The 6,688-nt window shown below is 67.8% G+C and carries 8 protein-coding genes; 5 read left to right on the forward strand and 3 right to left on the reverse strand.

Annotated elements, in window-relative coordinates:
• The 3 genes from HUU95_RS05260 to fabI all read left to right on the forward strand — a co-directional run.
• On the forward strand, positions 1-642 hold a 642-nt coding region (locus HUU95_RS05260), incomplete at its 5' end, for a DnaJ C-terminal domain-containing protein (protein ID WP_174279153.1).
• 9 nt (positions 643-651) lie between these two features.
• Positions 652-1,641, forward strand: coding sequence for a YihY/virulence factor BrkB family protein (locus tag HUU95_RS05265; protein WP_174279154.1), 990 nt, complete (start codon positions 652-654; stop codon positions 1,639-1,641).
• Entirely contained in the window at positions 1,638-2,441 is an 804-nt protein-coding gene (gene fabI / locus HUU95_RS05270) for an enoyl-ACP reductase FabI (protein WP_302480094.1), read from the forward strand. The genes HUU95_RS05265 and fabI overlap by 4 nt, the downstream gene beginning before the upstream one ends.
• 189 nt (positions 2,442-2,630) lie before the next feature.
• Here fabI and uvrB read toward each other — a convergent pair whose 3' ends face one another.
• From uvrB to HUU95_RS14490, 3 genes are all read right to left on the reverse strand, one after another.
• Positions 2,631-4,823: an excinuclease ABC subunit UvrB gene (gene uvrB, locus HUU95_RS05275; RefSeq protein ID WP_174279156.1), complete on the reverse strand. Its 2,193-nt coding sequence runs from the start codon at positions 4,821-4,823 to the stop codon at positions 2,631-2,633.
• A gap of 60 nt (positions 4,824-4,883) precedes the next feature.
• On the reverse strand, positions 4,884-5,312 hold the full coding sequence (locus HUU95_RS05280; protein WP_174279157.1) for a hypothetical protein: 429 nt from the start codon (positions 5,310-5,312) through the stop codon (positions 4,884-4,886).
• A gap of 152 nt (positions 5,313-5,464) precedes the next feature.
• The gene (locus HUU95_RS14490; protein ID WP_254602633.1) at positions 5,465-5,842 is read right to left on the reverse strand and encodes a DNA/RNA non-specific endonuclease; all 378 of its coding nucleotides are present in this window, start codon (positions 5,840-5,842) and stop codon (positions 5,465-5,467) included.
• Here HUU95_RS14490 and HUU95_RS14495 point away from each other — a divergent pair.
• Both HUU95_RS14495 and HUU95_RS05290 read left to right on the forward strand, forming a co-directional pair.
• The gene (locus HUU95_RS14495; RefSeq protein WP_254602634.1) at positions 5,778-6,338 is read left to right on the forward strand and encodes a DUF3617 domain-containing protein; all 561 of its coding nucleotides are present in this window, start codon (positions 5,778-5,780) and stop codon (positions 6,336-6,338) included. The two genes, HUU95_RS14490 and HUU95_RS14495, sit on opposite strands and share 65 nt — an antisense overlap.
• Before the next feature lie 32 nt (positions 6,339-6,370).
• Positions 6,371-6,688: alanine racemase (locus tag HUU95_RS05290; RefSeq protein WP_174279158.1), on the forward strand; the 318-nt coding region annotated here is incomplete at its 3' end.

Genomic DNA, 6,688 nt, shown 5'->3' on the forward strand with positions numbered 1-6,688 from the left:
AGCATGCACGGCGGCGAGAACGCGGACATGGGCGGCATCTTCGACGAGCTGTTCCGCGGCGGTGGCGGCGGCGGCGGCTTCTCCTCCGGGTTCGGGCGGCGCGGCGCGGCCAAGGGCGCCGACCGCGCCTACAGCCTCAAGGTCCCGTTCGCGGACGCGGCGACGCTGGCGCCCCAGCGCGTGGCGCTGCCCGACGGCGCGCTCGACCTGAAGCTCCCCGCCGGCGTCGAGACCGGCACGCAGATGCGGCTCGCCGGCAAGGGCGAGCCCGGCGCCGCCGGCCCGGGCGACGCGCTGGTGACGATCGAGGTCCAGCCGCACCGTTTCTTCACGCGCGAGGGCGACGACATTCGCCTCGACCTGCCGATCAGCCTCGCCGAGGCGGTGACGGGCGGCCAGGTCCGCGCGCCCACCGTCGACAAGCCGGTGATGCTGACCATCCCCAAGGGGGCGTCGTCGGGCCGCGTGCTGCGGCTCAAGGGCAAGGGGTTCCATCGGAAGGGCGGCGGGCCGAACGGCGCCCGGGGCGACCAGCTCGTCACGCTGATGGTGCACGTGCCCGCCGACGACGCGGCGCTGGAGCGGTTCGTCGCCGACTGGGCGGGGGCGGGGGGGAACCCGCGTGCCGCGATGGGCGTCTAGGAAGGCATCGTGGCCACTTCCAGCACGCCCAACGAGATCGCGCCGGCGCTGACGCCGGAGGACCGCGCCAGGCAGCCCGGCCGCTTCCAGCGCGAGCTGGGCCGGCTGCACCCCGGCGCGGCGACGGTGGAAGTGGTCAAGCGCGCCGGGCTGGGCGTCTTCAACGATGGCTTCATCCATGCCGGCAACCTCGCCTATCTCGCGCTGATGACGCTGTTTCCGTTCTTCATCACGGCGGCGGCGGTGTTCTCCGTCCTGGGGCAGAGCGCGGAGGCGCAGCGCGCGGTGGTGACGTTCCTTCACACGCTGCCGCGCGAGACGGCGGTGCTGCTGCGCGGACCGATCGTCAGCGTCGTCCAGTCCAAGACCGGCGCGCTGCTGTGGGTCGCGGGCGTGGTCGGGCTGTGGACGGTGTCCGGCTTCATCGAGACGATCCGCGACATCTTCCGCCGCGCCTATGGCACCTCGGCGTCCGCGCCGTTCTGGCGCGCGCGGCTGGCGTCGTCGGGGGCGATCATCCTGGCGGTGGTGCTGGCGATGCTGTCCTTCCTAGTCCAGGGCGTGCTCGCGGGCGCGGAGCAGTTCATCTATCGGCTGATCCCCGGCACCGAGCGGCTCGCCGGCTGGCTGGGCCTGTCCCGGCTGATCCCGGGCGCGATCATGTTCGGCGCGCTGTACCTGCTCTTCTACCTGTGCACGCCGTCCAAATACCGGCGGACCTCCAGCCGCAAATGGCCGGGCGCGCTGGTGACGGCGCTGTGGTGGATCCTGATCACGGCCGCGCTGCCGGCGGTGCTGTCGCTGCTGGGCGGCTATGGCGCCACCTATGGCAGCCTCGCGGGCGTGGCGGTGATGCTGCTGTTCTTTTGGCTGGTCGGGCTCGGCTTCGTGTTCGGCGCGCACCTCAACGCGGCGCTGGCGGAACCCCGCCAGGCGACGCTAGAAGGCGGCGACGCGGCGCAGGTCGCGGACGACGGAGCGGCAGGGGCGAGGGTGTGAACGGTTTGATGGCGGGCAAGCGCGGGCTGATCATGGGGCTCGCCAACGACAAGTCGCTTGCCTGGGGGATCGCCAAGCAGCTGAGCGAGGCGGGCGCGGAGCTGGCGTTCAGCTATCAGGGCGAGGTGATGGAGAAGCGCGTCCGGCCGCTGGCCGAGCAGCTGGGCGTCGCGCGGCTGTTCGAGTGCGACGTCGCCGACATGGCCGCGCTCGACCGCACCTTCGCGGCGCTGGCGGCGGCCTGGCCCAGCATCGACTTCGTCGTCCACGCGATCGGCTTTTCCGACAAGAACGAGCTGCGCGGCCGCTACGCCGACACCAGCCTGGAGAACTTCCTCCAGACGATGAACATCTCCGTCTATTCCTTCGTCGCGGTCGCCCGGCGCGCGGCGGCGATGATGGCGCCGGGCGGCGCGCTGCTGACGCTGTCCTATTACGGCGCGGAAAAGGTCATCCCGCACTACAACGTCATGGGCGTCGCCAAGGCGGCGCTGGAGACCAGCGTCCAGTATCTCGCGGTCGATCTGGGCCGCGACGGCATCCGCGTCAACGCGATCTCGGCCGGCCCGATCAAGACGCTGGCGGCGAGCGGCATCGGCGATTTCCGCCTGATCCTGAAGTGGAACGAGCTCAACAGCCCGTTGAAGCGCAACGTCACGATCGACGATGTCGGCGGCGCCGGCCTGTACCTGCTCAGCGACCTGGCGAGCGGCGTGACGGGCGAGACCCATCATGTCGACGCCGGCTACAACGTGATCGGCATGAAGGCGGAGGACGCGCCGGACATCGCGCTGGTATAGGGGACCGCCAACCGGGCGCCGCGGTGGATTTCGGATGGTTAAGTCTTGTCCTGTTCGGACTGAAGGTTGACCCGTTCGTGTCGAGCGTAGTCGAGACACCGTCTCAGGCTGGTCTTTCGACTTCGTTCGGGACGACCGGGTGTCAACACCTGAGTAGGACACGCCCTAGCTCGATCTGACCTGGGCTGCTCACCGCCGCCGCCCACCCATCCGCATCTTGCTTTCCTTGCCGTAGCGGGTCTTGCGCGTGCCGGGCTTGCCCTCGTTGGACCGGCCCATCAGCGGCGCCTTCTGCTGCTCCGGCGGTAGGCCCAGCTCGTCGGCCTCCAGCTGGCGGATCTCGTCGCGCAGGCGGCCGGCGGTTTCGAACTCCAGATCGGACGCGGCCTTGCGCATCTGCTTCTCCAGGTCCTCGATGTACGCGCGCAGGTTGTGGCCGACCATGTGCGGCCGTTCCTCGTCGATCTCGACGGTGACCTGATCCTTGCTGGCGACGTGCGCGATGATGTCGCCGATGTTGCGGCGGATCGTGGTCGGCGTGATGTCGTGCTCGACGTTATATTCCTGCTGCTTCTCGCGGCGGCGTGCCGTCTCGTTCATCGCGCGCTCCATCGAGCCGGTGATCCGGTCGGCGTAGAGGATGACGCGCCCGTCGACGTTGCGCGCGGCGCGGCCGATCGTCTGGATCAGCGAGGTCTCCGAGCGCAGGAACCCCTCCTTGTCCGCGTCCATGATGCACACCAGCCCGCATTCGGGGATGTCGAGTCCCTCGCGCAGCAGGTTGATGCCGACCAGCACGTCGTACACGCCCAGCCGCAGGTCGCGGATCAGCTCGATCCGCTCCAGCGTCTCCACGTCGGAATGCATGTAGCGGACCTTGATTCCGGCCTCGTGCATGTATTCGGTCAGATCCTCCGCCATCCGCTTGGTCAGCGTGGTGACGAGCGTGCGATAGCCCTGCTCGGTCGCCTTGCGGCATTCGACGATACAGTCCTGCACCTGTTCCTCGACCGGCTTGATCTCGACGGGCGGGTCGATCAGCCCGGTGGGGCGGATCACCTGTTCGGCGAAGACGCCGCCGGTCTGGTCCATCTCCCAATGGCCCGGCGTCGCCGAGACGCTGATCGTCTGCGGGCGCATCGCGTCCCATTCGTTGAAGCGCAGCGGGCGGTTGTCGATGCACGACGGCAGGCGGAAGCCGTATTCCGCCAGCGTGATCTTGCGGCGGTGGTCGCCGCGCGCCATCCCGCCGACCTGCGGCACGGTGACGTGGCTCTCGTCGACGAACAGCAGCGCGTTTTCGGGCAGGTATTCGAACAGCGTCGGCGGCGGCTCGCCGGGTAGGCGGCCGGTAAGGAAGCGGCTGTAGTTCTCGATGCCGTTGCACGATCCGGTGGCGGCGATCATCTCCAGATCGAAATTGGTACGTTGCTCCAGCCGCTGATGCTCGATCAGCTTGCCCTCCGCTTCCAGCTCCTTGAGCCGCTCGGTCATCTCGTGGCGGATCGCCTCCGTCGCCTGTTTCATCGTCGGGCCGGGGGTGACGTAATGGCTGTTGGCATAGACCCGCACCGAGTTGAGCGTGGCGATCTTCTTGCCGGTGAGCGGATCGAACTCGGTGATGCTCTCGATGTCGTCGCCGAAGAACGACACGCGCCAGGCGGCGTCCTCGTAATGCGACGGGAAGATTTCGAGATTGTCGCCCTTCACGCGGAAGTTGCCGCGCGCGAAGCCCGCGTCGTTGCGCTTGTACTGGAGCGCGACCAGCTTGCGCACGATCTCGCGCTGGTCGACCGACTGGCCCTTTTTGAGGTCGAAGATCATCGCGCTATAGGTTTCGACCGAGCCGATGCCGTAGATGCACGACACCGACGCGACGATGATGACGTCGTCGCGCTCCAGCAGCGAGCGGGTGGCCGAATGGCGCATCCGGTCAATGCCCTCGTTCACCGAGGACTCCTTCTCGATATAGGTGTCGGAACGCGGGACATAGGCTTCGGGCTGGTAGTAATCGTAATAGCTGACGAAATATTCGACCGCGTTCTCGGGAAAGAACGACTTGAACTCGCCATAGAGCTGCGCCGCCAGGATCTTGTTGGGGGCGAGGATCAGCGCGGGGCGCTGCAGCTCCTCGATCACCTTGGCCATGGTGAAGGTCTTGCCCGAGCCGGTGACGCCGAGCAGCACCTGGTCCTTGTCGCCGGCGCGCGCGGAGGCGGTCAGCTCGGCGATCGCGGTCGGCTGGTCGCCCGACGGAGTATATTCGGTGACGAGCCTGAAGGCCTTGCCGCCCTCCACCTTGGGCGGGCGCTGGGGCCGGTGCGGCACGAACTCGGCCCCGGTCTCCGGCTCGGCGAGGCTGGTGCGGATGGCAATGGACATGGATGGAATATGGGGCAGGAGCGGGTGGGGTGCAACGAAGCGGGAACGCGGGGGACGCGGTCAGGCAGGCGGCTTGAGGTGGAAGATGTCGTCGCCCGTGAGCGGCGGGTATTTCACCGGCTTGTCGCCAAAGCGGGTGTGGAGGATGCGATCTAGACGATCATCCGAGTCCTCGTCCGAGTGCTCTAGGTCATCGAAGTCGAACTTGGCCTCGAATCTGCCGTTGCTGATCGTGTACTGCATGGCGATCCATCGCTTGTCCTTCGGTTCCAAGCACCAGGCATCCATGATCAGGTCGGGTAATTCGTTGCTCCCCCAATAATATTTGAGGTAGGCGCCCTCATCCTTGAACAGGCTTGGCTCCACCCACCCGTCGCCGATCTCCACGTACAGAAAGATGCCGTCTGGTTCGCCGCCGATACTCTGGTGAGCGTCAGCGCCAATTGCGTTCATGGCGGGTCCGAGTAGCTCGAGCTTATCGACGCTCATATCATTTCCTCCCGGCCGGTTGTTGAAATCCTGCGCCTCGCGCGTCCATTGGTCGTCGTGGTGACCTCAAGGCGATCCGGACATCTTGATGAGCCCGGGTAGGATGCCTTGATCTGGACGGACACATGCTTCCCCGCGTGAAGACTGCTCGCCTACTTATCCTCCATGACCCGGTATGCACCCCGATTGAAGTTGGCGTCTTGCGCGAAGTGGTTGATCTTGTCGCTTGGGCCATTGAACCGGGCGGCGATGAAGTGGCCACCATCATCAGTGCGCAGGCGATCAGGCTTGCTGGCCTCGCGCTGGTTGGTCTTCGAGCGGGTCGCGTCGGCAAGGGTCAGGTTTCCTGAAGAGACGGCGTTCGAGTCATAGTAGGCCGCGTGACGAATCGGCTGGTCAGGCGCGCGGGGTCGGGCGATGCTGGCGGTTAGGTCGCGAGGTTGCGGCCGCGCGAGGGAGGAACCGATGAAGCGAGCCCTGATCGTCCCGCTGGCGGTGCTGGCCGCGTGCCAGCACAAGAACAGCGTCACCGCCGACAACGCGTCGACCGGCGAGGTCGCGGCCAAGGTGGCGGCGGCGGGCGGGGGGCCGATCGCGCTGGCGCCCGGCCATTACGACATGACCTATGCGGTGACCAAGGTCGACATGCCCGGCATGCCGCCGGCGGTGGCGCAGAGCATCAAGGGGTCGCTGGGCAAGGGCATGACGGCCCCGATCTGCGTGACGGAGGCCGATGCCAAGAAGCCGGCCGCGTCGATCTTCGCGGGCGCGAACAGCAAGGCCTGCACCTACGATCACTTCGCGATGGCGACGGGCAGCATCGACGCGACGATGACGTGCCAGGCGGGCCCGGCGACCGCGACCTCGACGATCAAGGGCTCGTTCACCGGCGACGGCTTCCACATGGACGTGGGCACGATCACCAAGGGCCCGGCCGGCCAGCCGATGGGGGCGATGACGATGGCGGCGACGATCGACGCGCACCGGACGGGGGCGTGCACGGGCAGCGAGCGCCACGGGGCCTAGCCGCGCGGCACCCCGCGCGGTAGCAGGCGGCGATGACCGCGCCGCTCCGCCTCCGCCTCGATGGCCGGGCGCTCGCCGACAATTGGCGGGCGCTGGACCGGCTGAGCGGGCCAGCGCAATGTGGCGCGGCGGTGAAGGCGAACGCCTATGGGCTCGGCATCGGGCCGGTGCTGGCGCGGCTGGCAACGGCGGGGTGCCGGCAATTCTATGTCGCCACCTGGGCCGAGGCGGAGGCGGCGTCGCTGTTCGGGCTCTCGCTGTCGGTGTTCCACGGGGTGCGCGACGAGGACCTGCCCGCCGCGCTCGCCGGCGTCGCGCGGCCGGTGCTCAACACGGCGGCGCAGGTCGCG

This window comes from Sphingomonas bacterium (genome assembly GCF_903643065.1).
GTDB lineage: Bacteria > Pseudomonadota > Alphaproteobacteria > Sphingomonadales > Sphingomonadaceae > Sphingomonas.

Coding starts and splice junctions, on each gene's coding strand:
- uvrB (WP_174279156.1), bottom strand. CDS start 4,823: ATGTCCATTGCCATCCGCACCAGCCTCGCCGAGCCGGAGACCGGGGCC.
- HUU95_RS05280 (WP_174279157.1), bottom strand. CDS start 5,312: ATGAGCGTCGATAAGCTCGAGCTACTCGGACCCGCCATGAACGCAATT.
- HUU95_RS14495 (WP_254602634.1), top strand. CDS start 5,778: ATGAAGCGAGCCCTGATCGTCCCGCTGGCGGTGCTGGCCGCGTGCCAG.